At 42.9% G+C, this 26,316-nt stretch carries 26 protein-coding genes and 2 pseudogenes; 10 read left to right on the top strand and 18 right to left on the bottom strand.

The annotated features are described in order from the left end of the window. The 10 genes and pseudogenes from F6J99_RS19170 to F6J99_RS19125 form a co-directional block, all read right to left on the bottom strand. The coding region (locus F6J99_RS19170; RefSeq protein ID WP_293114343.1) for a protein-disulfide reductase DsbD domain-containing protein at positions 1 to 253 on the bottom strand (253 nt) is incomplete at its 3' end. 400 nt (positions 254 to 653) lie between these two features. Then, the gene (locus F6J99_RS19165; protein ID WP_293114341.1) at positions 654 to 1,265 is read right to left on the bottom strand and encodes a Uma2 family endonuclease; all 612 of its coding nucleotides are present in this window, start codon (positions 1,263 to 1,265) and stop codon (positions 654 to 656) included. Between the two features lie 181 nt (positions 1,266 to 1,446). Further along, a complete protein-coding gene (locus F6J99_RS19160; RefSeq protein ID WP_075902996.1) occupies positions 1,447 to 1,800 on the bottom strand; it encodes a DUF5615 family PIN-like protein in 354 nt (117 codons plus the stop codon). A 6-nt stretch (positions 1,801 to 1,806) separates the two neighbouring features. Continuing rightward, the gene (locus tag F6J99_RS19155) at positions 1,807 to 2,139 is read right to left on the bottom strand and encodes a DUF433 domain-containing protein (RefSeq protein WP_293114339.1); all 333 of its coding nucleotides are present in this window, start codon (positions 2,137 to 2,139) and stop codon (positions 1,807 to 1,809) included. 39 nt (positions 2,140 to 2,178) lie between these two features. Beyond that, positions 2,179 to 3,906, bottom strand: a complete 1,728-nt coding sequence (locus F6J99_RS19150; RefSeq protein WP_293114345.1) for an NACHT domain-containing protein — start codon at positions 3,904 to 3,906, stop codon at positions 2,179 to 2,181. Positions 3,907 to 4,158: 252 nt separating this feature from the next. Next, positions 4,159 to 4,806: pseudogene (locus F6J99_RS19145) on the bottom strand (AAA-like domain-containing protein); the annotation flags it as partial. 15 nt (positions 4,807 to 4,821) lie between these two features. Next, the gene (locus tag F6J99_RS19140) at positions 4,822 to 5,235 is read right to left on the bottom strand and encodes a hypothetical protein (protein WP_293114337.1); all 414 of its coding nucleotides are present in this window, start codon (positions 5,233 to 5,235) and stop codon (positions 4,822 to 4,824) included. Positions 5,236 to 5,238: 3 nt separating this feature from the next. Then, positions 5,239 to 6,165, bottom strand: a pseudogene (locus F6J99_RS19135) (AAA-like domain-containing protein); the annotation flags it as partial. Between the two features lie 18 nt (positions 6,166 to 6,183). Next, positions 6,184 to 6,936 carry an effector-associated domain EAD1-containing protein gene (locus F6J99_RS19130; RefSeq protein WP_293114335.1) on the bottom strand — a complete coding sequence of 251 codons (753 nt, stop codon included), beginning with the start codon at positions 6,934 to 6,936 and terminating at the stop codon, positions 6,184 to 6,186. A gap of 365 nt (positions 6,937 to 7,301) precedes the next feature. Next, on the bottom strand, positions 7,302 to 10,559 hold the full coding sequence (locus F6J99_RS19125) for an efflux RND transporter permease subunit (RefSeq protein ID WP_293114333.1): 3,258 nt from the start codon (positions 10,557 to 10,559) through the stop codon (positions 7,302 to 7,304). Positions 10,560 to 10,604: 45 nt separating this feature from the next. Here F6J99_RS19125 and F6J99_RS19120 point away from each other — a divergent pair, with 45 nt between their 5' ends. Further along, positions 10,605 to 10,811 (top strand): hypothetical protein, encoded by a 207-nt coding sequence (locus tag F6J99_RS19120; protein WP_293114331.1) that lies wholly within the window; start codon positions 10,605 to 10,607, stop codon positions 10,809 to 10,811. A gap of 62 nt (positions 10,812 to 10,873) precedes the next feature. Here the strand turns inward: F6J99_RS19120 and F6J99_RS19115 are convergent, their stop codons facing one another. Beyond that, a complete protein-coding gene (locus F6J99_RS19115) occupies positions 10,874 to 12,403 on the bottom strand; it encodes an efflux RND transporter periplasmic adaptor subunit (RefSeq protein ID WP_293114329.1) in 1,530 nt (509 codons plus the stop codon). A 192-nt stretch (positions 12,404 to 12,595) separates the two neighbouring features. Here F6J99_RS19115 and F6J99_RS19110 point away from each other — a divergent pair, with 192 nt between their 5' ends. After that, positions 12,596 to 14,278 carry an ABC transporter ATP-binding protein gene (locus tag F6J99_RS19110; protein WP_293114327.1) on the top strand — a complete coding sequence of 561 codons (1,683 nt, stop codon included), beginning with the start codon at positions 12,596 to 12,598 and terminating at the stop codon, positions 14,276 to 14,278. A gap of 407 nt (positions 14,279 to 14,685) precedes the next feature. Here the strand turns inward: F6J99_RS19110 and F6J99_RS19105 are convergent, their stop codons facing one another. Continuing rightward, positions 14,686 to 15,087 carry a hypothetical protein gene (locus F6J99_RS19105; protein ID WP_293114325.1) on the bottom strand — a complete coding sequence of 134 codons (402 nt, stop codon included), beginning with the start codon at positions 15,085 to 15,087 and terminating at the stop codon, positions 14,686 to 14,688. Between the two features lie 277 nt (positions 15,088 to 15,364). Here F6J99_RS19105 and F6J99_RS19100 point away from each other — a divergent pair, with 277 nt between their 5' ends. Then, positions 15,365 to 15,544: a hypothetical protein gene (locus tag F6J99_RS19100; RefSeq protein ID WP_293114323.1), complete on the top strand. Its 180-nt coding sequence runs from the start codon at positions 15,365 to 15,367 to the stop codon at positions 15,542 to 15,544. Positions 15,545 to 15,939: 395 nt separating this feature from the next. Here F6J99_RS19100 and F6J99_RS19095 read toward each other — a convergent pair whose 3' ends face one another. The 3 genes from F6J99_RS19095 to F6J99_RS19085 all read right to left on the bottom strand — a co-directional run bounded on the left by F6J99_RS19095 (position 15,940) and on the right by F6J99_RS19085 (position 17,620). Then, positions 15,940 to 16,905 (bottom strand): serine protease, encoded by a 966-nt coding sequence (locus F6J99_RS19095; RefSeq protein ID WP_293114321.1) that lies wholly within the window; start codon positions 16,903 to 16,905, stop codon positions 15,940 to 15,942. A gap of 105 nt (positions 16,906 to 17,010) precedes the next feature. Further along, positions 17,011 to 17,295: a hypothetical protein gene (locus F6J99_RS19090; RefSeq protein WP_293114319.1), complete on the bottom strand. Its 285-nt coding sequence runs from the start codon at positions 17,293 to 17,295 to the stop codon at positions 17,011 to 17,013. Between the two features lie 124 nt (positions 17,296 to 17,419). Continuing rightward, positions 17,420 to 17,620, bottom strand: coding sequence for a hypothetical protein (locus F6J99_RS19085; protein ID WP_293114317.1), 201 nt, complete (start codon positions 17,618 to 17,620; stop codon positions 17,420 to 17,422). A 299-nt stretch (positions 17,621 to 17,919) separates the two neighbouring features. Between F6J99_RS19085 and F6J99_RS19080 the strand changes: the two genes are divergently transcribed. The 5 genes from F6J99_RS19080 (at position 17,920) to F6J99_RS19060 (ending at position 20,486) form a co-directional block, all read left to right on the top strand. Then, entirely contained in the window at positions 17,920 to 18,120 is a 201-nt protein-coding gene (locus F6J99_RS19080; RefSeq protein ID WP_293114315.1) for a hypothetical protein, read from the top strand. A 379-nt stretch (positions 18,121 to 18,499) separates the two neighbouring features. Continuing rightward, complete coding sequence (locus F6J99_RS19075) at positions 18,500 to 18,952, top strand: hypothetical protein (protein ID WP_293114313.1); 453 nt, start codon at positions 18,500 to 18,502, stop codon at positions 18,950 to 18,952. A 57-nt stretch (positions 18,953 to 19,009) separates the two neighbouring features. After that, positions 19,010 to 19,282: a hypothetical protein gene (locus F6J99_RS19070; RefSeq protein ID WP_293114311.1), complete on the top strand. Its 273-nt coding sequence runs from the start codon at positions 19,010 to 19,012 to the stop codon at positions 19,280 to 19,282. After that, positions 19,275 to 19,526 (top strand): type II toxin-antitoxin system RelE/ParE family toxin, encoded by a 252-nt coding sequence (locus tag F6J99_RS19065; protein WP_293114309.1) that lies wholly within the window; start codon positions 19,275 to 19,277, stop codon positions 19,524 to 19,526. Before F6J99_RS19070 ends, F6J99_RS19065 begins: the two co-directional genes overlap by 8 nt. Positions 19,527 to 20,360: 834 nt before the next feature. Continuing rightward, the gene (locus F6J99_RS19060; protein ID WP_293114307.1) at positions 20,361 to 20,486 is read left to right on the top strand and encodes a hypothetical protein; all 126 of its coding nucleotides are present in this window, start codon (positions 20,361 to 20,363) and stop codon (positions 20,484 to 20,486) included. Here the strand turns inward: F6J99_RS19060 and F6J99_RS19055 are convergent. Next, positions 20,458 to 21,213, bottom strand: a complete 756-nt coding sequence (locus F6J99_RS19055; protein WP_293114305.1) for a hypothetical protein — start codon at positions 21,211 to 21,213, stop codon at positions 20,458 to 20,460. The genes F6J99_RS19060 and F6J99_RS19055 overlap by 29 nt on opposite strands. Positions 21,214 to 21,558: 345 nt before the next feature. Beyond that, on the bottom strand, positions 21,559 to 24,243 hold the full coding sequence (locus F6J99_RS19050) for a CHAT domain-containing protein (protein ID WP_293114303.1): 2,685 nt from the start codon (positions 24,241 to 24,243) through the stop codon (positions 21,559 to 21,561). Between the two features lie 119 nt (positions 24,244 to 24,362). On the opposite strand from F6J99_RS19050, the gene F6J99_RS19045 reads away from it, so the two are divergent. Both F6J99_RS19045 and F6J99_RS19040 read left to right on the top strand, forming a co-directional pair. Continuing rightward, a complete protein-coding gene (locus tag F6J99_RS19045) occupies positions 24,363 to 24,572 on the top strand; it encodes a hypothetical protein (protein WP_293114301.1) in 210 nt (69 codons plus the stop codon). Positions 24,573 to 24,653: 81 nt separating this feature from the next. Continuing rightward, complete coding sequence (locus tag F6J99_RS19040) at positions 24,654 to 24,818, top strand: hypothetical protein (protein ID WP_293114299.1); 165 nt, start codon at positions 24,654 to 24,656, stop codon at positions 24,816 to 24,818. Here F6J99_RS19040 and F6J99_RS19035 read toward each other — a convergent pair. After that, the gene (locus F6J99_RS19035; RefSeq protein WP_293114297.1) at positions 24,744 to 25,892 is read right to left on the bottom strand and encodes a DUF1822 family protein; all 1,149 of its coding nucleotides are present in this window, start codon (positions 25,890 to 25,892) and stop codon (positions 24,744 to 24,746) included. The genes F6J99_RS19040 and F6J99_RS19035 overlap by 75 nt on opposite strands. Positions 25,893 to 26,316 lie beyond the last annotated feature (424 nt).

Raw genomic sequence — 26,316 nt, 5'->3', positions numbered from 1 at the left:
TGGTCCACTTAAGGGTAGCTCCGAGACCCGAGTCACCAGGGTTTCGCCAATAGGTGTGCCAGCCGGGATTGATGTTGAAGTGCAGTCCTACCCAGAAGGGGGTTCCAGGTTGAATGTTGATGACTTCGCTGATTAATTGCACCTCGACGTTCTCGGTTTGGACTGGGTTAGCGGAGGCAGGAGCAATGGGTAGTAAGGTAGTGGAGAGGGTTAGGGCTAGGGCTATGATCCAGGTGAGGAGTTGGTAGAACATGATGACTCTAGTGATACATGTTTAACCTACACAATTTTTTTTGAGGAATCATTTCAAGTATAGTTAGGTCAGTTACCCATTACCCATTATCGATTAAGCAACTAATCTTTTGAAATTAAAATTGTCATTTGCCAGGAATTGAGCTATTTGGGATTACCTGGATTGATTGCGTTGCTGATTATGGGTATGGTCAAGCCCCCCTAGCCCCCCAATTTTGGGGGGAACAAGACTTTCTTGCGTCCCCCAAATTTGGGGGACCCACGGGGGCTTGACCAAAACCAGATGATCCCGCATTCATTCCTTAATTCAGCAACGCCGGATTGATTGCGCCTAGCTATTAGGCGATGGACGCGCGTCCCGCTTTCAGCGATCGCGTATTCCAATGGCATTAAAGCGTTGTTCACCCTTCCCAAACTTCTTCCATGACCATGACAAAACCAGGCAGCACTGATTCATCCCCCTTCACCCTAGCTGGATTGTCCAACTGCTCCACTTCTACCCCAGGACGGTAAATATATACTTGACGACTATTTGGCTCAATCAACCACCCCAACAGAGCGCCATTTGACCTGTACTCTTCCATCTTTTCCTTAAGACTCTTCACCCTATCACTGGGAGAGCGCAACTCAATCACAAAATCTGGGCACAGAGGAATAAACTTTTTCCTTTGTTGAGGCGTTAGGGCTTCCCACCTGTCTTTTTTGACCCAAGAAGCATCAGGGGAACGTTCTGCACCATTGGGCAGCTTAAAGCCACCAGAAGAATCAAATACCTTGCCTAGCTTTGTTTGGCGATTCCACAACTGTAGCTGAAAATTAATGTTGGAATTTTTTTGAGATGTTTCACCTCCTGTGGGGGGCATAACAATTATTTTTCCGTCTAATGTGCGCTCAATTCGTAAATCTCGATTAATCTGACAAAACTCAAAAAATTGATCATCATCCATAGCCCATGCCGGGGGCATCCTCAACACAATGGGATTGGTTTCAACAGCTGTGGTGGCTACTTTCATGGCGATCTCTACTTCCCGCACAAAAGAGTTTATTCTATTCTAGTTAACAAAAATACCCAGTGTTTAGCCTAAAAACCCAACTAAGCTGCACGTCACTCCGCACAATTGGATATTTTAGCACCTCCGTTCCGTTCGGAAACTTGAGTAATTTAACGGTAATAGTAGCAGCAACTACTCGTATTTACCGTAGAGGTAGAAATCTTACTTGTCCTTCCCACTCTCCCTCAAGGCTGCACTCAGCAATCAAGATAATTTCCTCTATCGCTAGCCCGATTGGGACACGACGACTCACCTCAAACAACCCAGGCATAGATAATCCTGCTTGGATACGTTCGTATGCGAAAGTTATCATCGTAGCAACATCATGAGTTAAAACCATTCGTCCTTCTTGAGCAGCCCATGCTAAAACAGTTGGATCATCTGCTCCTGATAAGTCCACATCTTGAACACGCACAATATCAATATCTGGACTTTGGCGAAGAAGACCTCGGACAATTTGATTATTAAAATTTTCATCTGCCAGGAATCGAGCCATTTGGAATTACCTGGATTGATTACGTCTAGCTAGTAAGCGATCGCGTATTCCCATTGGATTAAAACGTTGTTCAGCCTCCTGCTGAATTGCATCTCTCTGACGTTGACGTTCTACCAGATAGGTATGAACCTCATCTCGATGTCTGAGGTAGTAACCGATAACCAAGTAGATATCTGGTAGTTGTAGGGATGGATATTGCTCTGCGATTTCCTCTGGCGTGCATCCCTCAAGAAAAGCAGTCACAACAGTGTCTAGGGTGACGCGAGTTTTGGCAACTCGTACAACACCATGGGCATCTGTCTCTATAGGTGCAGGTTCAATGGCAATTGCTAGAGTCATGACTTTATCAGGTTGCTATTTCAGATGGTAGCAAACGCCTCACCGTTTTTCTAGTTCCCATGGTTCCAAGGTAGCAAAATGCTCTAGTAGCACCCGATGTATAAACATGTAGCCACCGCCAACCTTTTGCAAAAAAACACGATCAGTGGCGTAGTCTAAGAAATGAGCGTAGTTCCACGGAATGTGTCCACTACAAAATAGAATTATACGCAAGACCAAATGTTGAATGCAAGCAATACCAGCATTACTTAACATACTCATGAGCAACGTACTAATCAATCCACTTATCAGCCCAGCAGATAACCTACCAATAAGCCCACCAATCAATCCAAATATCAACCCACTAAATAATCCCAAGGTTCCCGCGTTAATTGCTGATATAAATATCCCCTGATTAGGAGCTGCTTTTAACTCTACATTAGAACCAACCAGCCCACCTATCAACCCAAAAACCAGTCCAAAAACCAGTCCAAAAACCGGTCCAAAAATCAGTCCAAAAATCAGCCTATTCATCAAATCAAACACTAGCCCACCTGTAAACAAAAAAATCACTCCAAAAGCTAGCCCAACACTCAGTCCAAAAATCAGCCTACTTATCCCTTTAATAATTTGCTTAAAATTGAGTGCATTCTCTAGTGTTATTCGAGACCAATCCAGAGTTTCAACAGGCTTTATTTCTTCCCTACTTCCCAGCCCCAAAAATGAAATAAAAACTAGTCCACCCGTTAAGCCAAAAGCTACCCCACCAGTTAAGCCAAAAATTAGCACACCAGTTAAGCCAAAAATTAGCCCACACAGCAACCTCAATAGAGTTGAATAAACTATCTTATGAGTTCTATTTAGCAACCAGGTAGGCTGCATTCGTTCAATTAAAAATATCGTTTGTTGATTCTCAAGCATCCGCTGTGCCAGCCAAGCTAACCAATACTTTGTTTGAGCTTTACTGTATCTCTGATTAGTCTTCCGACGCTTAAACATCTTCTCAATGTAGGCACTGAATAGCTGTTTGCGACGTTCTTCTACTAAGTCAGTTCTAGGCAAGTCTTCAACAGCTACTCCTTGGTAAGCCAGAGTCATAATATTGAGCATCAAAGGAGATTTAGCTAACTCTTGCAGTACTGTATCCTCTGCAATTAATACCCTCAATCCTGTAACATTAGCCCTCAAATTATTCAGGTAATGAAAGATTTGTTCTAAGGTGAGCAACCTCAAATAAACCGCACTTGCAAAGTTCAGACGGTTAGAAAGGGCTTGGTAGTCTTTGATGCGGCTGCAAACGACAATTTCTGCTGCATTATACTGCTTGGAGAAAGTGTTAAAAGCAGTAACACACGCCTCTCGATATGGAGCCTTGACTTCATCCAAACCATCTAAGAGCAGGAGCAGTTGCTGTTTCGTGACTAAAGCTTGTGCAATTGTCTTAGGAACCTTATATATAGTGCGTAGTTCTTCGATGAGCCAATCAGCAATACTTTGCCTCTTATATCCCCAAGATGAGAGATTCAATACTACAGGAATTGGGTAATCAACATCTTGCTCAGCACGGGTAATTAAGTCACGGGTTAGTTCTAGTAACGTTGTGGTTTTACCTGAGCCTGGTTCACCTAATATGAGCAGCGTCCGACCTAGACCAATTTGGTCAAAAATGTCAATTACCTTAGTCCCTTCTGGGAGTGGTTGAGGTGAGGGTTCCCCAATCTCTATAATCTCGCTCAAAGGCTTAGTAACTGCATCAGGCCGTTGTTCTAGTCCCTGTTCAATAAGCACTTGGTGATATAAATATTTTTCTAAAACACCTTTAATCCAAAAGTTTTTGACGTTGGCAAGCAATGCCTGACGAATGCGGTACTCTGTTCGAGTTATGGATGACTTGGTTACATAATTTAAAATATTAATATTGCCATAATAATGGTGGTCACCTTGAATGTAGCCAGCTTGCTGGTCACCTTGAATGTACGTATTATTATCACCTACTGTGACTCCGTTGTTATTGAGCCAAGTCAGATTAAAAACTTCAGAATATATTCGATTTCGTATCTCAAGTATGCCTGAATCATTAGCTTTTACTATACCGATCAATTTTAGTCTTGCGTGAGTTAAATTTCGGTCTTTATTACTTATAATTATGTCTTGCATGATTAGAGAATAAAGATTAAGTAATTCTGCTGATTCTGATTCTCTTAAAAGACGTTCTCTTACAAAATGCAAATTGTCATCATTGTACTTACCACGCTTTGTCAAGAAAGTTTCTCGTACAAGCTTTTCCACAATCTTATCTACTTGAGTAGTATCCCAACTTTCCTTAGCCCACTGTGCCACAACTTGACAAGTTTTCTGGGTAAGATAGGGATGTCCTCCTGTCCAATTAATTATTTGCTGTAGTAGCTTGAATGCTTGGTCAGATCCTGGTGCCAGTCCAGCAGCAAGAGGTTGAGCTTCCTCCAAAGTGAAATCGTTTAACTCAATACGCCTTCCAATATTGAAAGGAGTCCGTTCAACAGCTTTTACTAAATCCGATGGAGAGGCTACACCCAAAAGGACAAAAGTTAGCCGCTCTAACTCCGAGTTAATCGCACGTTCGTTATAGAGGGAACGTATAGCAGCAAAGAAGTCATCGGTGTAGGATAGTGAGAGGGTAGAATCTATTTCATCAATGAATAATACAACCGAGGAAGAAACTTTCTATAATAATATTTCTGAGATAAACATTGAATATCTATCTACTTCACTAAAGCTGGCATTTTCTCTCCACCAACTCAGATAGTCGAAGTGTAGACGCAGTTGTCTTACAATACGTCGAATTTGCCCTAGATACCAAGCTTCCAATCCAACAGAAGTGCCGATGCTGGTTAAATCAATAATGGCACTACGTATATTAAATTCCTTTAATTTTACTGCGGTGCGTACCATCAAACTAGATTTGCCCATCTGACGAGTGGTTAGTACATAGCAGTACTCTCCGTTGATCAGATTGTCTAGAAGTTGCTGGTCAGTAGCACGGGGTACGTAACTACGGTCTGAAACTTTTAACGTTCCGCCCACTACATAGTAATCTGGATCTGGCGTACTCTGGATCGGGTTGTGATGATAATCCATTACTCATAGTCTCGTTTCAAAATATTGTGCATAAAGCTGACATCTTGCCTGTACGGCATCAGGACTGTGTCCCAGAATTAATCCTGATTTCCGTAACCGATAAAAAATTTCGTTATCCTGGCATTTGTGTTTTCTGAGAACGTCTTGCATGGCATGTCGCAAATCTGGCGATGCTTCAAGTTGCCTAAGATATCGAGATAGGTGTTCTGCAAATGGACCATCATCATCACCTGCTACTCTACAAAATTCTGGTACGCTGATGCTTCCTGTAGCCATTGTATAAAAAGCCATTCTTAACAAGTATGGATGTCCTCCTAGTAAATTGATCAGGGAGTTAAGTTCACCTGACCGTGCTATGCTATTATGTTTACGATTCATTTCCTCAACTTGAGAACGACTCAAATCTCCTAGTTCAATAGATATACCGACGTTGAACGGTGATTGGTTTAAATCTTGAATAAATAAAAATGCTTCTGTGGAATATGCTAGAACTAGGTTGAGTTTTTCCCATTGTTCTTCGAAGGGACGCTCATTATGCCAAGCTCGAATTAGACTAAAAAAGTCATCTCTGTAGTCATACTTGAAAACTCGATCAACATCATCAAAGATCAGTAGAATAGGTAAGTTAGCGTTTTCAAGAACTTCTTTAAGCACAAAATCAGATAATTTATCTTTTGCTCCCAAGGAACTAGACCAATAGGAGTCTGGTGAACGGGAAGTTCGCCAGTGCTTGGTCATGCGAGCGGCTATATATCGTAACAGGGAGTCGAGAGTGGATAAAAACGTTTGGTCAAGACGCTGAAAATCAAGATAGAGTGCAGCTTGACTATTTTGCTTAGCCCGTTGGTGCATACGAGCTAGCAAGGAGCTTTTGCCCATCTGATGAGCACCTTTGACACGGATAGTTTCTCCCCATCCTAAGACTTTATCTAACCATTTAGCTTCGTTTTATCGCTGCAGGTAGAATTTAGAGCGAAGCTTAACTGTCCCCTCAGGAGCTTCAAGTTCATTTAGCCAGTTAGAATCAAAAGAATGTCTAGGCGGCAGTAATTCATCTTCCGATAAAAGTACTGTTCCGTCTTCATCTAATAACAAATCATCTTGTTGAAATTTCAGTTTTTTTATTAGACGTTCCCATTGAGCAGCAGAATCGTTTTTTTCTAACCATTGCTTGAGTTGTTCAGCAATTGCTTTGGGAAGATTTCCAGTTATTAATAAACGAGCAACAAATTCTATAATATGTTTTTCATTATCATTTTGTTGAGGGATATTATCCAAATTTTCTAGAATATCATTTAAATTATCAGGGATTTCATATTCCCGATAATTTCCTAATTTATCGTAACAACAAGCTCTATAAGCCTGTTGCATTGGCTTGATTATTTGTTTTTTTAAAGGAAGCAATAGGTTGACTAAACTAGTCGTAATTTCAAATTTTTCCTTGATTGCCTTTAAGCTAGCATTATTGGGATTTTCGTTAAGTGCTTTCTTAATTAATTTTTCTAAACTATTGCTAGTATTGAAATAGTCTACTACTTTGTAAACAATTTCAGTCAAATTTTCACCACGAGCAATCTCTTCCAGATTTTGACTGAATTGATGACGTAGCATCATTTCTAATTGAGTTTTACTAGGAAAAGCACGACACAGTGCTGACTCTATCTGCTTGAGGAGATAACCAGGGGTATTTCCAGCATTCATCTATAGCTCTCTACCTGTCAACAATACAACTGAATACTCTCGCTCCAACAGAACTTACGCAGTTAAGTTGATTTTTTCTCCCTAGCCCCCCAAGTCTGGCAGGGCTTTAACATTGTTCCTAAAAGTATAGATGGGGAGATAGGGATATGGGTAGATGGGCGTTGCTGAATCTTCTTTTGAATATTCGTAGAGCGGGCATCTTGCCCGCCCGAAAAGCTCCCTGAACAGGCAAGATGCCTATTCCACTAGATCAGCCACAGGCAAGATGCCTATTCCACTAGATCAGCCACAGGCAAGATGCCTATTCCACCAGATCAGCCACAGGCAAGATGCCTATTCCACAAAACTCTTAAAATTCTTCCATATTAATCCACTCTAACCATTTGACGGGATTCTTCTTTATTATTCACCTCAGAAGGTTTCAGCTTTTGACCCCTAAAGTCTCCTAATAATCCCATCAATGCTGGAACTACTGTAGGTGTCAGTAATGTAGACAAAGCTAATCCGCCAGTCAAGGTAATCCCTAATCCTTGATATAATTCAGCTCCTTTTCCTGGTATTGCTGCTAGCGGTAACATTCCCAGTACTGTAGTGCCAGCAGACATGAATATCGGTCGTAAGCGATCGCATACTGCTCTATACAACGATGTATCGTAATCTATTCCTTCTCGCTGTAATTGCAAGGCTCGGTCTACCAAAAGGATGGCATTATTCACCACAACTCCAGTCAGAATCACAAATCCCAACCCGGTAATCATATCCAGCGGTACCACAACACCAGGAATTCTGTTTACTATCACCAAACTCAACAAAGCTCCGGTTAATCCTATTGGTACGGTTGCCATAATTACGATGGGATAGAGAAAAGAACGGTAGAGTGCTACTAGCAGCAGATAGGTAATCACTAAAGACAGAATAAATATTGACCCCAACTGAACTAAGGTTTCTGATAGCAAATCTGCCGAACCAGCTAACTCGACACGATAGCCAGCAGGTAGATTTTTCCGGAAGGGTTTGAGAATTTGCTGCTCTGTCTGTTGAACTAGTTTTCCTAAGGGAGCTGAGCGCTCGACACTAACCGTTAGGGTAATAGAACGCTGTAAATCCACTCGGTTAATCCGATCGGGTCCGGTGGTATCTACTACTTCAGCGACATCAGCTAGTTGTACTTGCTGACCATTGGGAGTATAGATCACTAACTGACGCAACTGCTCTGGGGTTCCGACAACGGTATGTTGTAATTCAACCGTCACATCCAGCTCCCGTTTACCATCCACAAATTCTGAGGCTCTAATCCCACCGAGAGCAGCTTCAACAACTCTCCCTAATTCAGCTTCTGACAAGCCCACTTCTGCCAGTCGCACCCGATTGGGAATTACTTGTAATTCTGGCGCACCAGTAACAAAACTCGAACGAGCATTGCGCACACCGTCCAGTTGGCGCAATTGCTTAGTAATATCCTGACCCCACTGGTTTAATTGATCCAGGTCTTGTCCTACTACACGGACGGTATAAGATTTGCCTGGATTCCGAAAAATGGTAGCGCGCCTAGCAACCACAAAGCGATAACCAGGGAAATTGGACTTTACCTTTCCCATCCGATTCATCATGTCATCGAGATTCCTACCAGTAGCTAAGTCTGGCTTGAGATAGACTAAAATCGTTTTCCGTCGCGAGCTTGCTATTACCAAGGTTCGGTCAATTTCTGGCTGCTGTGCCAAGAACTTTCTGGCCGGTTTGGATAGCCGTAGGAATTCTGGAATACTGGTGCCTGGAAAGGGTTCCGTTAACCACATAATTAAATTACGGTTCCCTTCTGGTAGGTAATCCATGGGGGGGAGTAACCGAATACTGACAAAGAGCAATACTACAGGAATCAACAACACAGCCAAACGCCTTCCGATCCGTTTGCCACCAACAGACCAACGCACCGTTTTTAATAACAATCCCTCTAGCTTGCCTTGCCATACTCGAAATACTGCTGAAGTTTTGGCTACAGCTACCACCAGGACATTTTGGATTTTGGCTCCTCTATTTCGCTGCTTTGGGCGTAAGGCTTCTGGGCGTAAGCTTTTTGGGTCTAAACCTTGGCTGCCGACATCCCCCATCCCCTGCAAAATCTGTTGCGCCTCCGCTTGATTAAGAAACAGTCCCGATAGCATAGGCACTAGGGTCAGAGCTGCAAACAGGGAAAACAATACCGATGTCGATAGAGCAATACCAATATCAAAGAATAGCTGTCCTGCCTCCCCTGTCACTAAAACAATGGGAGCAAATACTGCTACGGTAGTCAGAGTAGAGGCTAGCATAGCTGACCACACTTCTTGAGTACCGTCAATAGCAGCTCGGATCGGATTTTTTCCCCGTTGCATGTGGGTGAAGATATTTTCTAGCACCACAATGGCATTATCTACGACCATTCCGACCGCAAATGCTAATCCTGCCAGACTGATCACATTCAGAGACCGACCTAGCAAGGCTAAGACAATAAAGACGGTAATAATAGTAGTCGGAATAGTCAGGGCAATTACTGCTACGGTGCGCAATGACCCCAGAAACAACAGCAACACTAGGGATGCTAGTATTGCACCTATGATCAAATTTTGCTGCACTAAGGCAATAGATTGGTTAATATAGACATTCTCGTCGTAGTTAATTAAGAACTGGACACCTTCCCCTTGCTGTTCCAGTTGGGCTTCCAGTTCCTTGAGTACTGCTCTGACCCCCTTAGATATCTCTGGGACATTGCCACCAATTCGTCTTTCGATACCAATGCCAGCGGTTGGTTGGTCATTTGATACAAAAACTGTACTTTGAAGCTTGCGACCAATTTTGACCTCAGCTACATCTCCCAAATAGACAGTTCCTGATTGGTCTCGGCGCAACACAAACCCTTCCAACTCCTTCACATCCTCAGAGCGACTGACGGTGCGGACTCGGTATTCCCGTCTTCCCACTACCATCGGTCCACCGCGAATATTGCGGTTATTATTGCGCAAAGTATTCACGACATTAGACAGGGTTAGATTGCGGTCAGCTAAGGCTTTCGGATCTACAATCACCTCCACTTCCCGTTCCCGTCCCCCAGGAGTAATAATCTGACCAACTCCTTCCACTTGCCGTAACTTGGGTACGATGACATCTTGAATCAAGTCACGGTAATGGTCTGGGTCAGAATCATAGCCTTCTTTGGGCATTAGGACAATCCACATCATGGGACGGCTAACACCGCTGACCACTTCCGCAGAGGGGTCTCCCGCTTCTGGGGGTAGAGAGGAGACTCGCTGTAATTTGCTCAAGACATCTACTAAGCGAGCATCAATATCTGTTCCCCAATTGAATTCGAGAGAAATGCGACTGCGTCCAGGGCGAGAGCTACTGGTAATTTCTTTAACCCCTGTGACTTCTTCGAGGGCTTCTTCGATCGGTCTAGTAATCAGGTCTTCTACTTCCGTCGGTCCTGCTCCAGCGTAGGAGGTGCTAATGGTAATTTCTGGGGTATCACCTCCTGGTCGAAGTTCTAGGGGAAGCTGGAATAGGGCTAAGATGCCACATAGGGCTAACAGACAGAACAGAACAAATGTTCCGTGTCGCCAGCGGACAGCTGTTTCGATAAGTTTCATCAAATTTGGCCGAAGTTGGCAACTTAGGAACTAAAGAATGCGCGAATGCGCGAATGCGGGAATCGGGAATCGGGAATCGGGAATCGGGAATCGGGAATCGGGAATTTAGAATTGGGAATGCGCGAATCGGGAAGGATTCTAGAGACTAATACAGCAGTGCGGAAATCAATATACTTTTCAAAAAGAGCAAAACTCTTATATATTAAACCTTTAATCAGTAAATATGTAATATTTTTGAATTTTGAATTTTGAATTTTGAATTCCGCACTGTGCTACAATTTTTTGAGGTTTGCAAGAGGTCCGATAATTAGGAATTAAGGATTAGTAATGTTAACTGGTGAACCATCTTTTAACCCTTCACCCCCTGACACAACTAGGGGTTGATTGGCTTGTAATTGTTGATTAGTGATCAGGAGTTTTTCCCCCATATCCACTAAGATTTCTACGGTAAACTCTTGTGCTTTGTCTTGGGAAATGGTATAGATTAGGGATTGGTTTTTTCGTTTAATGATGGCATCACGGGGGATAACAAAACTGGGATCTACATCAATGGGTAAATCTAAGGTAGCTTGAATTCCCATTCCAGCTAATAAGTCTTTTGGGGGATTGTTGAGATTTACCCTTACTAGTTGTCGCCGTGAGTTGGCATTGGCTGTAGGCATAACGCTGGTAATCTCTGCTCGTTGCTGCCAGTTAGGTAAACTTCGCGGTGCAGTTAATTCCACATACATCCCTGGTTTGACCTGATTAGTAAACTTTTCTGGTACTTCTAGAAAGATATCGAATTGAGCATTATTGACCAAGGTAATGATGGCATCGCCACCTTCAACATAGTTGCCAGTGCCAACCTGGCGGGATTGCACAACCCCGGTTGTAGGGGCTTTAATCGTGGCTCGTTCTGATGCTAGTTGAGCTTGGTCAACCGCTGCCTGAGCTGCTGCTACTACCCCTTTCTGGGCATCAATTTCTTCCTGGGTTGGTCCGACTTGGGCTTCAGCTAACAAAGCTGCAATGCGCAACCGCTGACTGGTGGTGGCATCAAGGGTACTTCTGGCTTCAGCAATCTCTTGCTGGGTTTTAGTTTGTTCTGCACTTAGGGCAGCTTCAGCCCGTAAGCGATCACTGGTGGCTGCATCAGCTGCTTTTTCGGCTTCCACTTTTGCTCGTTCAGACAGAGCTCCTTCCAGAGTTAGGGCTTCAATGCGTTTTAGGTTATCCTTTGCTTCTTGTTCCCGAGCTTGAGCCGCATCTAGTTCTGCTTGCCGTTGGGCAATTAAATTGGGTTGGACGGCTATCATACCATCAAGGTTGTCCTTTGCTTCTTGTTCCCGAGCTTGAGCAGTATCCAGTTCTGCTTGCCGTTGGGCAAGAATTTCTGGACGGGTTCCCACTTGTAATCGAGCCAGATTACTTTTTTCCTGAGCAAGCCTTGCCTTAGCTTGGGCGAGGGCTAACTGTTGGTCAGCACCATCAAGAATAGCAATGGTCATTCCTGGTGTAACGCGATCGCCTTCTCGGACTTTGACTTGTTGTATCACACCATCGATCTGAGATTTAATCGTGATTTTTTCACTTGCCTCTACTTCACCCAGTAACTGGATCCGTTTAATTCCTTTACCTAAGGTCAGGGGAATAGTTTCTACCGGTCGCGGCGGTGTCTGTTTGGTTTTCGTCTGGGCTACAGGGGTTTCTGGTACTGTCGAGATTTGCAACAAAGCTAGACCTCCTACCAAAAAGAGGACTGTCAGTAGCCATGCAGAGGATTTGCCTTTGGTTTCTTCTTGGCTTTGGGAATGTGACTCTGGTTGATAGTGATTAGACACTTGGGTATTTACAGGTTCCATGGTGATGCCCTGACAAAAAGATGTCAAAAAGATGTTTATAGGATAACTTTGCTCAATCCTACTGCTGGCCTGATTAACTCGATCAGAGCAGTTGACTTAGATAGGAATTACTCTAGCTTTACAAATTTTAATCAAAATTTAATGGTTATGGCATCAAAGTTTTTATATTCTTAGGGGAGGAAAATTAAATCGATGAGTGAACCGCTACTTTGTGTCGAAAACTTGCAGGTGGCCTATCCTAGTACCCAATCCCTTGCAAAACCGGCTTGGGCAGTAGATGATGTTTCCTTCTTGCTAGATTCAGGGGAGCGACTGGGATTAGTCGGTGAGTCAGGCTGCGGTAAGTCTACTCTGGGACGAGCTATCATGCAGTTGTTACCGCAACGGTCGCGAGTGACAGGACAGGTAAGGTTTGCTGGAAAGTCTGTCTTTGACTTAACCCCTGCACAGCTGCGCCAGTTTCGGGGAGAAGCAGTAGCGCTAGTGTTTCAAGACCCGATGACTCGCCTTGACCCTTTGATGAGTATAGGGGAACACTGCCTAGAAACCCTCAGAGCTCACCAACCCCAGCTATCACGACGTGAAAGTAAAGCAAAAGTATTAGAAACTCTAGATGCGGTGAAAATTGCCGCTAATCGCTTCTCTCAATATCCCCATGAATTTAGTGGCGGGATGCGACAACGGGTTGCGATCGCATTAGCGTTGTTGCTCAATCCCAAGTTAATTGTAGCAGATGAACCCACCACCAGCTTGGATGTTACGGTAGAGGCACAGATATTAGAAGAATTAACTAGGTTATGTCGAGAACGGGACATGGCACTGTTACTGATTTCTCACGATTTGGCCATGATCGGCGAATATTGCGATCGCATTGCGGTCATGTATGGTGGCAAAATGGTGGAAACTGGGCCAGTGGCACAGATTCTGTGGCAACCTAACCATGACTATACGCGATCGCTTTTAGAAGCAGCTCTACATCTGCAGGCAGTTAAAGACCACACTGACACTAATGACTCTGACACTAATGACCCTGAGGGGAATTCCAGCTCTAAGATTCCTAGCCCGTTACTAAGGGTTACTAATCTCAAGCAATATTATACCTTAGAAAGCAATTTTATTCAGCAACTGGTATCTCAAGAACAAAACGTTATCAAAGCTGTGGATAACGTCAGCTTTGATTTATATCCTGGGGAAATTTTGGGACTAGTAGGAGAATCCGGTTGTGGCAAAAGTACTTTATCTCGCACTATCTTACAATTAGTTCGTCCTACCGCTGGAACCGTTGAGTTTCAAGGCACAAATTTAGCTACACTCAATCGACATTCCCTACAAGAGATTCGTCGTCAAATCCAAATGGTATTTCAGGACCCCCATGCTTGTCTTAATCCTTTAATGACTGTGGGAGAAAGTATTGCCGATCCCTTATTTATTCATAAATTAGCGGCTAATTCAACAGCAGCTAAAAACCAAGTCAATGAAATGCTAGAACGGGTAGGATTAACGCCTGTAGAAGATTACTATCATCGCTATCCCGCTGACCTTTCTGGAGGACAACAACAACGGGTTGCTATTGCTCGGGCATTGATTACTCATCCTAGTTTGGTGATCTGTGATGAACCAGTGAGTATGCTGGATGCTAGTGTCCAAACTCAAGTATTAGAATTAATGTTGGAGTTGAAAGAAGCCTTTAATCTTACCTATTTGTTTATTACTCATGACCTCTGGGTAGCACGGTTTTTCTGTGATCAAATCGCCGTGATGAATAAAGGTCAGATTGTTGAAAAGAAACCAACTCATGACCTGTTTACTAATCCTGAGCATCCTTACACTAGAACCTTGCTAGAGGCAGCTCCGTTGTTAGATAAACAAAGGTAATTTCTAAGAGGTTGTCTGAGAAGTCTCATTTGCTAGATCAAAGCCCCCTAAATCCCCCAATTTTGGGGGACTTTTAGAAGCAAATTGACTCTTGTTCCCCCCAAAGTTGGGGGGCTAGGGGGGCAAAATTCAGTATAAAAAAACTTTTCAGATATCCTCTAAGCTATCAGCGGTCAGCATTCAGCATTCAGCTATCAGTTATCAGCATTCAGCATTCAGCATTCAGCATTCAGCATTCAGCTTATGCGCACGCTACTTGAGGTGCTTTGTGGCACAGGCTTATAGCCTGTGACTTAACGGCTGACGGCTGATAGCTGACGGCTGATAGCTGACGGCTGATGGCTGACCGATGCTTCACAGGCTGGAAGCCTGTTCCACAAAGCTGACCGCTGAATGCTGATAGCTTACTAAAGGATTTCAATAGTTTGAGCAGTCATAGCAGACTTACTGGAAGCAGAACTCTGACCTTTAATCCGAACCTTTTGCTCAGGACTTAATTCTCCTGGGTCAACAGTTTCTCCTTGACGAGTGATTTTGGTATCGGAAAGAAGTTGTACACTATAGGAACCAGACTGAGTTTCTACCTTCAACTGTAGAGGGAAACTTTCCATAACTGCGACAATTTTACCTTCGATAATCATTTGTTCATCAGTTGAGGTAACTATTGGATTATTATCGGGATTATTACCCTGATTGTTTTCCGGTGAAACGTCTGGTTGCGGAGCGCTACAAGCAGAAAACAGCAGGCTTAATCCGATAAGACTGCTCAAAGCAAAAGATTTAAAAGGAATTTGTAGTTTAGTAGTCATCTGACGGTTTTGTCCTTTGTTAGCTGTCCGGCAAAATTCATCCCACACCTATGCGTAGCATAGGTGTGGGATGAATTTTGCACAGGGTATGTATAGAATTGCTATAATATATGTCCTGATAAACAAAGCCGTTCGCGAAGCGTGGCCAAAGGCCTTAAATGCTGGTTTGTCATCCACTTACGTGGCTAAAAAATAGAACTTATTGTATTGTTCCGGTGCGGAGGGGCATCCCGTGTCGTTAATAAAGCTTACCGAGTATCCGAAGTGATGGCTGGAGTTGGTAAGAAGCCCACACTGTAATCTTGGCCAAAGGCCACGCTACGCGAACGATGAGCGTGTGGGAGTATGTCACTTGACCTGTAAGCATTCAGGTATCAGCGGTCAGCGGTCAGCTTTGTGGAACAGGCTTCCAGCCTGTGAAGCATCGGTCAGCGGTCAGCTGTTGACTGATAGCTGATAGCTGATAACTAAAAGCTGATATAGCACTACGCATTCAGATGTTTGACATTGTCAGCGATGCAAAGCGCGAGTGGGGGAAACCACGCCAGTTGCTCATGGCGCATGGGTCTGTGTGCGGAACCTGCGTCCGCACCTGTCTTGATGCAGTCGCTCATGGGGGAAACCCCCAAGACCGCGCTGCATCGCTGTAAGCCCCGTGGGAACCCCCTTTGGCGGCACTGGCTCCCCTGTTCCCTTGCTGCATCGCTCCTAAACTCCGAAACTTAGTCATAGCTGACTTCTGACTTCTGATTTGTGACTTCTGACTTCTGACTTCTGACTTCTGACTTCTGACTTCTGACTTCTGACTTCTGACTTCTGATTTGTGACTTCTGACTTGCCCGTAGCGCTATATTAGGGATTTTTCCAAGCGGAGATGTTATCAAACACAGACTTAGTGATGCGGACAGCACTGTTCTCAAAGCCAGCATGGCCGTGAATTCCCACTACATGGTGTTGACCATCTTGCAAGCGCCAGATTGGGCTACCGCTTTGACCGCCATAGGTATCGAGCATATAGAAGAGCTTGTCACTAGTGATTCTGGTAATTCGGCCAGCATTGAACCATTGTGTGCCAAATGGTTTGTCACCAGCGTAGCCAGAGTTATTTACCTGTAGATTTGTCAGTAACTCGTCGGATAGATTCATAAATCCGAACCAGCCGACTCGGTTACCTAGGGTGTCATCCGGTAGAATAATTGCTCCGTAATCGAAGTCATCATCTTGTTGTTGTGTCCAGCCTTTTACACTGCGGAAGGAGGTGCTAACTTGGGAGCCGAAGGGAGCTTCCTTTTCATCCATACCAGGAAAGACCTCAATTTTCTTGGCCCAACCACCAGTAATATGGCTATAGACGCAGTGTCCAGAAGTGATTACTGTCCGTGGTCCAATCAACCAGCCAGAACACTTGTACCGCTTCCCATTAGCTTTGGTAACGATTAACTGGCAAATCCATCGCCAGGGAATAGTACTAGCTGGGGAAATGCGGATGCGGTCGTCACTACCAATTACTGACTCCGGGCTTGGGAATTCTTCAGCACCAGCATCTGGAAGATTTTTCAACTCCTCTGTGACGTCAATTGTTTTCTCGAAATCCAAACCCTCATTAAGAGCTCGGGATTTATTGAATCCGGGTACTGCTTCGATTTCACCGCGACCCATGATTCCCTCAAATTCGTCTTCGTAATCTATTGACTGGGATTGAGTTTCGCTGGAAGTGATTTCATGGAGCTGCTGATCGTCGAGTTCTATTTCCTTTGCTTTGTTGGTTTGATTGTTTGCTTGGTTGGTTTGATTGGAAACTCTTTCAGTTTCTGACATAACCATTCTCCTTACAGTTAACTACTAACAAGAACTCACTTGAATGTTCTTTCCATGTACATAATCGCAAGGCCGCACTAGGGTTGACAGTACCCTTGCGGGTACTTATGGTAACCATGGAATCGGGAATCGGGAATCGGGAATCGGGAATCGGGAATCGGGAGCGTAGGCATTCTGTAGGGTGGGCATTGCCGGTTTACTTACCCAAATCCTGCCCAAATTCATCTGAGCAATGCCCACCAAAGCATTCTGTAGGGTGGGCATTGCCGGTTTACTTACCCAAATCCTGGCCAAATTGATCTCAGCAATGGTTACCAAAGCATTCTGTAGGGTGGGCATGGCCGGTTTACTTACCCAAATCCTGGCCAAATTGATCTCAGCAATGCCCACCAACCTGCGGTACCCATGGTCTAGCCCACCAAAGCATTCTGTAGGGTGGGCATTGCCGGTTTACTTACCCAAATCCTGGCCAAATTCATCTGAGCAATGCCCACCAACCTGCGGTACCCATGGTCTAGCCCACCAAAGGATTCTGTAGGGTGGGCATGGCCGGTTTACTTACCCAAATCCTGGCCAAATTGATCTGAGCAATGCCCACCAAAGGATTCTGTAGGGTGGGCATGGCCGGTTTACTTACCCAAATCCTGCCCAAATTAATCTCAGCAATGCCCACCAACGTTCGGTACCCATGGCCGGTTTCTGAACCAATGCCCACCCTAGGATTATTGTGGATTGGTGGCCATTGCCTATTTCATTTATCGCCGTTCAATCATGATCTTGATCAGCAATTACTACCCTACGATTATTGTGGATTGGTGGGCATTGCCCATTTCATTGATCGCCGTTCAATCATGATCTTGATCAGCAATGCCCACCCTAGGATTTTTAAATAATGCTACGCTTTTTTTTATTCCCCCTAAAACTTTCCAAACAAAACTTTTAAAAACCCTTGACAAATAAAATTATAATCATTACAATAATCATTGTAACCCTAACGAGTTCAAATTTTGATCTATGTCAAAACAATTTAAGCCAAACTTCAAGAAACAACCTGTTGAGCACACTCTGAAAGGCTCTCGTGAAGCAGTAATCTATAGTATCCAAATGCTTTATAAATTGGGCTATGCAGAGATTGCCGAATGGTCTCCTCTTGAGCCGACTGAGGTTCCAGGGGAAGTGATTACTAAAATGATGAAGTATTGGCTGTTGCCATAACACTTTGTCTTGATGCAGTCGCTCATGGGGGAAACCCCCAAGACCGCGCTGTATCGCTAAATTTCTGGGGGGTTTTCCCCCCCGGCAAAGGCTCGGGTCTGTTACTATAGCTTGGCCTTTGGCCAATTACATCGGATTAGATCAGGTTCGGTTTGGAAACTCATTGACATAGATCATTAAAATAGCCGTGGATAGTATTTCTACGGCTATTTTTTTTTACTTTTGGTAGCGCTGTTTTATTCCCAGTAATCAATTTTATGTAAATATTACTTTTTGTTAAAAATATTAATATTGCGGAATTTTATAGTATAATTTATTTAAATACCAACCGTTATATAAGTTAGGTTTCACTAAGATAAGCTTAACTATTAGTTTGATTATGAAGCTTGATACTCTTGTAGATTTTGGATCAATTATCGGAGCTTTTTTGGCTGCAATAGGCTTCCTAGTTTCTTTAAGACAATTCAAGCTCAGTAGAACCATGTCTTATATGCAGCACTTGAGTGATCCCTCAATAATCGAAATAAGGGTTAATGTGGATGCTTGGTTAGACTCTTCAGATGATGATAACGCTCGCCTACTTCAGCTACAAGAAGATACTGAATTGCACACTAAAGTAAAAGTTTTCCTGAGTTTCTGCAATCAGATTTCTATTGCTTACCGATTTGGAGCAATTCACAATAAGATGGCATTTGATATTTGGAATCCTTTTATACCTTATTATTGGGACAGGTTAAGATTTTATATTGCTTGGCGACGTTCTCAGGGATATAGCATAGGGCATAACTTAGAAAGATTTGCCAGAGACATACGAAGTTTTAATAGAAAATAGACATCTCCAAAAAACCAAAAATTGTTTTTTTTATGTTATCTTAAATTTTAATAACTCTTGCGCGTAGCACTACAAGTTATGACTATGACAAATTACAATCAGGTACTTAATCAAATTCATTCTCTTAGTCTCTCTGACCAACTACGATTACTAGATGAATTAAAAGTCTTAGTTAATCAAGCTATAGAAGTAGAAGGAGATGAGGAAACCATTCCAATTACAGAAATTGTTCAAAGTCAAGAAGCTTGGGAAAATTATCGCTCCGGTAACGATAAAGGAATTTCATCTAAAGATTTAAAGCGTAAGTTATTCGGAGATAATTTTGATTGACTATATTCTATTAAAACAAGCTGAACGCTATTTAATGCGAATGCCAAACCATGATCAAATTCGGATTATTAATGCGTTAGATACCTTAATTTCTAATCCTTCGACGCTAGATATTAAATCCTTAAAAGGTCGTCCTGAATTTCGTTTGCGTGTGGGTAAGTATCGGATATTATTTAGGAAAGATCGAGAAAAGCAAGTTTATATTATCACTGCAATTGGTTCTCGTGGAGATGTTTATAAGTAAATGCGTTCCCGTGGTCCCGAGCATTCTGTAGGGTGGGCATTGCCGGTTTACTTACCCAAATCCTGCCCAAATTGATCTGAGCAATGCCCACCAACGTTCGGTACCCATGGCCGGTTTCTGAACCAATGCCCACCTTAGGATTATTGTGGATTGGTGGGCATTGCCCATGTAATTGCTCGGCGTTCAATCATGATTTTGATCAGCAATGCCCACCCTACGATTATTACTGTTTATACTTATCTAAAAATGAAATCGATAATCGGGAATCGGGAATCGGGGAAAAATTTTGTGTTCATTATAGTTATAAAAAACGCTGTAAATTGGAGATTATTAATTTAAAAAACAAACTGTAAAACTATCTACCCTACTCCCTAATCCCTACTCCTTAGTCTAAAAAATGCTATAATTTACAAAAATAACGTTTAATTAAAAAGCGATGGAAACTCAAGACTTAAAAACACTGATTAAAGAAAGCATCCGAGAAGTTTTGAGAGAATAAAGACTCTTACTATGTCATATGTTAATGCCTTACGTTAGTGATCAAAACAAGAGCTTGACGCCACCTTTGGGTTACCTGAAGACTATGAGACCGAAGAAGTGACTGATCTAACAGATTGGATTAAAAATGACCATTAAATTCCGAAAGAGTGCGATTAAAGTCTTAGTTAATCAAGGGATAGAAGTAGAAGGAGATTAAGAAACCATTCCAATCACAGAAATTGTTCAAAGTCAAGAAGCTTGGAATAATTATATATCAGGTAACGATAAAGGAATTTCATCTAAAGATTTAAAACGTAAGTTATTAGGAGAAAAGTTTGATTGATAGACAAAGGAATGCAGCAAGGTCTTGGAGGTTTACCCCAAGACCAAACTCCCGACTCCCGACTCCCGACTCCCGACTCCCGACTCCCGAATCCCGACTCCCTATTCCCTATTCCCGACAAAAATCATTATTGTTAATCTTATCAATAACATCAGTTACCTCAGCTGGAGGATTAGGCATCCGATAAATTTCCCGTAATGCATCTGACCACAGTTGTTTGTTGATGAAATAGTTAATTCGTTTCAGAGCAATCTGATCAGCAGTTGCGTCTTTAGCCTTCAGCTTACTTTCTAATGCAGTTAAGTCAGCGGTGACTTGATTACGCTTTTGGTCATTCATGAGACGAAAACTTATCTTAGTAGGAAGTTCGTCTAAAGGAATTGTATTCCGCCAAAAGTAAGCTTTACCTGGTTGTAAGGGCTTCCCTTGATAAACGATACTAGTAGTAGTAGGCTCTAAAGGTTGCTCCCACAATTGTTGATTAGTACGCATTTCACGCACCTCAATACCTTTAATTTCTCCTTGCCATAGGAATAGGGGTTGCTCACTCCAAATTTCTAAGCTTCCTTTATGATTAGAATTTCCGTCACGATCTGATAGCTGACCAGGGGTGAGCATGCAAAGATTTTGCTCAATAGGATGCTCAGATCTTGACCTCCCTCTTGAGCCCCCTTTACCTTTTTTACGTCGCAATCTCTCCCAGATATCACCCCATTTTAACGTAATTAGCTGGCCTTGAGACTGGGATAACTGCTGATCAGACTGAGGTCTTTTTACTATTGCATTAATAGGCAGTGCAGAAGAACAGACTAGCACGACCATTGTTAGTAATAGTGTGGATTTGTTCTGAATTATTTTAGCCATAATATGCTTCCTGACTGATAAGTTAATGATTAAATAAAGCATTTATCGCAGTTATGATAATTGCTATATTTGACTAGGGATCCCCCCTAACCCCCCTTAATAAGGGGGGAACTTGATTCGATTCAAACATTCCCTTAATCAGGGGGGGAGCTGATTCGATTCAAACATTCCCTTAATCAGGGGGGGAGCTGATTCGATTCAAACATTCCCTTAATCAGGGGGGAAACTTGATTCCAGTAAACCATTCTTTTCTATTGCCTTTTGCCTTAACAGAATAAGCTTTGTAATCATGAGTATAATAATTGCTATAATGTTCCCGATTCCCGATTCCCGATTCCCTATTCCCTATTTCCTGCCCGTAGCAGTATAAGTAATAAACACTACTAAAGGCATAAAAGTAGGTAGCAGCACCTTCAAGGAGATATAAACTTGTAGTGAAACCAAGCAATAAACTAACCAATAGATTAACCAAGCGTTATCTATATTGATCAAAAAGCTTCTTAAATCAATTGTGATAATTTTTGTTCCCTTCTTGATGCAGTCGCTCATGGGGGAAACCCCCAAGACCGCGCTGCATCGCTGCTTCCTGCTCCCTGCTCCCTGCTCCCTGCTCCCTTGTTTCGGATAATCCTGTTTAATTAACCTAAATCCCTTACCTAAAACAGCGGTTAGCAAAATCATCAAGGCATTAGGAATTGGTATCACCAGATGCTGGTAAAAAAGATGGTGGGCGATGTAACTATGGTCTTCACCACCAGTAAATGATGGTTTGCCATCGAACCAATCCTGCCAACCCTGTGAACCACGCCAGAAGGCTACCGGAAGGGGAAGCAGATTATTATCTTGCCCTTCTTGATCAATTCCTGCTTCTTTATATCCTCCTGAAGCAACAATTACAATGGTCTGGTTAAAGGTTATAGGACGCTTAGTTAGTTTTGCCCCCCTAACCCCCCAATTTTGGGGGGAATTAGCGGATGCTTTGCTTTTTGACAGAGGGGGATTTAGGGGGCTCGAACAGGAGCCTAATAACTCACAAGCAGAAATTCTTTGATAAACTTGCTCTGGAGGCAGGGAATAGTCAATAATCGGTTGAAACCATTGTAAGAAATATGCGATCGCAGGACGTTTGACCCTCCCCAACCAAGCCAGTTGTGTATTAGTTTGTGTATCAGCTTGTGTATCGGTATCATTAACCCAATCAATCACTGAAGTCCTAAAGTTGTGATTACTGTCTTTACGCTCAGGTAATCCCATCGCTAATTGAGTAGTGCTGGAATCTTGATTACCTAAACAATAGGAAAGGACTAGTAAATAGCTAAACGGACAAGTTTTATCACACTTATTGCTAGGTAACTCCACATACCAATCATAGGTTGTAATATCTCCCTCCATGGTTTGATTGAGGTTAGCAATTTGATCACTCACCCCATAATAATCAGCAGGATGATCAGCTTCAATTGCTGCCCAAACTAACCAGGTATTATTGTTAATCGCTTCAGTGACTGATTGCCGTAACCGCTTACTATTATCTGGCTGTTGTTTGTCTTGATCTAAGATATAATCAAACCCAATTATCCGAGCATTACTGGTAACTAACTTATCTAATATACTTGCTAAGTAACCATAATCCATATACCTGCCATCAACCAATTTAACGTTGTCCTGTTTAAGAGACTTGTTATCAATTTGAACTAACCGAACTGGAGACTTAACTGGAGAAGGATTAGCTTGCCACTGCACCTGCTGAGTAACCTGACGGTAACCAGCTTGTAACAACAGACGAGATTCTAACAGTAAATCCTGACAATCCGGGATTAAAGTAACGGTTAACCATGCTGATAACCAAAGGGCTTCTTTTTTAGTGGGCAACCAATTTCTGAGACTGTGCCCTAAACCAAATGGTTCCAAGCGAAACAGTACTGATTGGGGATGGCGAAATAAGGTAGGGATTAAGTAAGCAGAAGGATAAGTAAGATTTTGTTGGTCTTTGAGATAAGCACAAGCATCCCTTAGGGCTTCATGAACATCCTTATACTCAGCCAAACTGTTAAGAAACTGGACAATAAAAACTTGAGCAACCTGATTGTGAATAGGTTCTGCCATTACCGCCACTTGAGGTAACCCTAAAGCAATTAGGAATTCCGCAATCGAGATACCATCACAAGAATTAAAAATAGCAAACTTAAGTCCATTAGCTATCCCTTGTTGGAGGGATTGTTGAATCTCCTTAAGCCCTAAAGAAGCATCAGGAGCAATATGTAATTCCCCACCAGTAAAGGCAGTTTCATTACTATGTCCAGCAAAGAATAAAATATCCCAACCCCTAGGATTAGCAATTTCCTTAACGATTTCCTGCTTAAGACTAGTAGAGTCTTTTCCTGGTTGCCAACCAATAAATTTTATGTCAGCCAGCTTAGACAGGTGAGCTAACGCCTTGCGGTCTTCTTTAAAGTCTAATCCTTTTTCATCACCTAAGATAGCCAACACTCTGGCTCGGCGACGGATACCAGGAATAATTTTATTATGACTAATTCCAGCATGGATATTCTTAGAAACCCGAGCAATCCGGATAGTTCCGAATCTGGATAGATTAGTCCTAGTCGTAGTACTAATTTCCCAAGCTTCCCAAGGTAAGCGAGTTAATTCAGGACAGTTACAGGTGAGGATAATATCAACCCAATACCGACGATTAATAGACGAATCCGTAGCTGCCTTAGCAATTTCCTCACGAATCTCATATAACTCTCCATCCCGTAACCAACTATGAAATATTGATAAAAACCTAGCTTCTGCTTCCCGCAACAGGCCAGCCGGATCTTTCATAACGGTAAGTCTACCACTTTTTGGGACTTTACCTCGCAAATTTTTGTAACAATTAATGTAAGCCTGTTTCCAGTCTTGGTAACCTTGATCAAGGTCTTGAGGATAATCTACTATGGCAGCAATAGTCTTACCATTTTCCCAAGATAACTCAAAGTTACACCCTGACTTGATTTTGATGACTTTAAGGTGGAAAATTTTACTTTTCATCTGACTTAGAGTAGTTGTTAATTGGCTTATAATCGTAGGGTGGGCAGTGCCTAGCAACGCCCTTTGCAAACAAATTAATCTAACTGATGCACTGCCCACCGACATGAACTAGTAAACAAGTGATTAATCGTAGGTGGGCAGTGCCTAGCAACCCCCTTTGCAAACAAATTAATCTAACTGATGCACTGCCCACCCTACATGAACTTATAGTAGTCAGCGGTCAGCGGTCAGCGGTCAGCGGTCAGCGGTCAGAGCCGGTGGTGCGTTACGGGACGGGCTGTTTCAACCAGGCGCTCAGAGGTGGAAAATCAGGGCGAGCCCGTCCCTAACGCACCCTACGCAACTCCCGACTCCCGACTGCTGGTGGGCAGTGCCTAACAATGCCCTTTAGAAAAACATCAATCTAACTGATGCACTGCCCACCCTACATGAAATCCCGATTCCCGATTCCCGATTCCCGATTCCCGATTCCCGATTCCCGATTCCCGATTCCCGATTCCCTACTCCCTACTCCCTTTAAATTCAAACAACATCGACGTTTGTGCTGTTTCGTCAGCAGTGGTAATTGTAGCTAGAAACTTTTCATGATTAGCCCCCACAAACTGAGTAAATAAATAGTCGTGATTAGTGCTCAATTCCTGTTGATCCAAGACCATGGTATAATCAGTAATACGCAATTTTATCCCCCAAGGTGGAGTATTACCTGGGCTAGCTCCCAGGATTAGCAATATACTCCAATCCCCTTCTGGTTCAGACTTGGGTAATTGCCAAGTTACAGCATAAAGGCGCAGTGGAATTCCAGCTAGTTGAAAATCTCGATAACTACGGACAGCGGCAGCAGGAATTTCGATATCAATAATAGTTATAATCTCAGCTAATTCTTGGGCTGGGATACGACTAAACCGCAATGCTGGGGAAGGTGCTGGTAATAACTGCCAAGATAATTCTTGAGCTAGGTCATCAATTTGATTATATAACCATTGTCCCACATCAATCGCCCGTTGATTCAGGATTTCGATTACGTCTCTAACATAATTAGGCTCAGGCTGTGGTATTTCTGGTAAAGGAATGTCCTCAGGAGAGAGACATTGTAAATCCAGTAGTAAGTCGTCTCCACTCATAGTAAACCTAGATAAAGGGAGCTCGTAATTATGATCAGAGCCAACAACTAGATTACTAATATCTCTGACTAACTGGTCGTATCGATTTACCCCTTTAATCCCAGCAATACCTAAGTCATCATCAATAGCCATGACTACATAAAAATGAGCATTTAATTGGGGAATAGTAACAAGAGATTGAGGCAGACTTACGAATGGGTCACTAAACCCAAAGGTAGGAATAAGGCAAATCTTAAACTCTCCTACCTGTAGATTACACACAGCATTAATAGCTTGGAAAATAGCTTGATATAATCCAGATTCTCCTAACCCATTAGCTGCCCGTTCTAGCCGTAAACTTGGCTCTCGTTTTTCCAGCCAATCTTCAAAGACTAGTAAGGCTAACTCTTGGAGATAGATAGCTAATGTTCCTGGTTTATCTGCCATCTGGTTGGCTATATCCAGGGCTTGTTGTTGTAGTTCTAATTCCAGCGTTAGGGTTTCGGTTAATGCTGGAAAGGAAATCATTTCTGTAGATGTATTTAGCATTTTTTTAGTACAGCAGTTTTCAATTGGGTGAGGTACAAATTCTTTGGTTTTAGGGAGCAGGGAGCAGGGAGCAGGGAGCAGGGAATCGGGAATCGGGAGTCGGGAGTCGGGAGTAGACCATGATTGAGATCCCCCTAAATCCCCCTTAATAAGGGGGACTTTTGAATTTAATTATTTTAAGGGGCGTTTTGAATCTAATTCCCCCCTTTTTTAAGGGGGGTTAGGGGGGATAAATGTACATAATTACAACGGTGACATGCTCCCTATTGCTATAAATCCGATCGGGTTGATCATACTTATAACGTCCATTTAACTTTCTTCTCCCTACTCCCTACTCCCTACTGCCTACTCCCTACTCCCTAATCCCCACTCCCCACACCCCACACCCCACACCGGATGAGCGTCGTCCTATTGAATATCTGAA

Source organism: Moorena sp. SIO4G3 (assembly GCF_010692305.1).
Lineage (GTDB): Bacteria > Cyanobacteriota > Cyanobacteriia > Cyanobacteriales > Coleofasciculaceae > Moorena > Moorena producens_A.
The sequence above is the reverse complement of the archived record's forward strand: the minus strand, read 5'-3'. Positions and strand labels throughout refer to the sequence as shown.